Consider the following 1299-nt stretch of genomic DNA (forward strand, 5'->3'; position numbering starts at 1 on the left):
AGAACGTTGGATGGAACAAGATAATAGCAGCTGGAATAGGTTGAATATGCTTATGAACGCCGGTCATGGTTTTGCAAGAAATTACGGAACGACGATGAATAATGTGTCAGAATCTAAGATGCCAGGCAATGATCCATGGAGAAATGCAATGATTATAGCTGCTCTGGGACTTGAGGGAGCAAAAAAGATTCCGTTTTCAAATTAGGTGGTCCGGCAGGTGCCGCCGCGGCAGTAGAAGGGTCATCTGCACTAGGCGAAGTAGCATGAGTACATTTTTAGATAAAAAATTAAGTATATAGGAAAGGAAAAGTCCGTGGTTTTTATTTCAGCACCTATTGGTCCACTGAGTCCGCAGGGATATTTTGAAGATAGGAAATATAGGCGTGCCTTAAAGCAAGCCTCTGAATTGATGCCGTTATCCACAGGCTCTCCTGTTATCAGTGTTACTCCTCATGCTAATTTCGCTTCTATGGGGTCTTTTCTTCCTGCTGATTCAGCCACTATTAATCCTTATGCTGTGGAACGTGAAAAGAAGCCACTCTCCTACACTGTTCCTGGAGCACAAATACCGATTGGTATAGATAATCTTTCTCCTCTTGTGAATGTGCAAGATTTTGATCTACAAAGTCTTAAACCGAAGGTAGATACAACCTCCATATCACAGCCACAGGCACCAGTACGGGAGCAGATACAGCCACCGGTAGATAATCGCAGTGGTTTTGAGAAATTTGTACAATCAGATTTTTATAAAAGCCTTCAAGATCTTGTTTCTGGTATGGCGGCAGCACCAGCAGGTGGTTCAGGGTGGGATACTCTTGCACATGGTGTTACGAAGCTTAGTGAAGGGAATAAACAAAGAGAACAAGTTAATCAAACCGTCGAGTATCTAAAGTCCAAAGGCTATAGCGAAGAAGAAGCGCGGCTCATGGCTGGAAATAAAGATGCGTTGAATGCGTTTTTTGTACAAAAGAACAACGGTGGAAATAGGAATCCCGAATTTACCAGTGACGGTAGGATGCTTGTGGAAGATCCGAATGCACCAGGTGGATATAGATATATTACGGTTGAAGGTGGTAAAGCATATGAAGATATGCAAAAGCGTGAGCAGTTAAAAAAATTACAAATAGTAGATGCCAAAATTATGAGAGAGAGTACAGCATATACGATAAATGAAGCAATTAATATACTTAAGACAAACCCTAAGTTAGCTACTGGTCCAATTGGTCAATTTTTACAGCATTTGTGGAATACACCAGCATCACGTTTGAAAAATCATCTTGAATCTATCAGGGGAGGAGT

General features: G+C 41.5%; 2 pseudogenes. Both read left to right on the forward strand.

The annotated features are described in order from the left end of the window. Positions 1-205, forward strand: a pseudogene (locus BN338_RS02015) (hypothetical protein); the annotation flags it as partial. A gap of 108 nt (positions 206-313) precedes the next feature. Further along, a pseudogene (locus BN338_RS12030) lies at positions 314-1299 on the forward strand (hypothetical protein); the annotation flags it as partial.

It is taken from the genome of Bartonella queenslandensis AUST/NH15 (assembly GCF_000312585.1).
Taxonomy (GTDB): Bacteria; Pseudomonadota; Alphaproteobacteria; order Rhizobiales; family Rhizobiaceae; genus Bartonella; species Bartonella queenslandensis_A.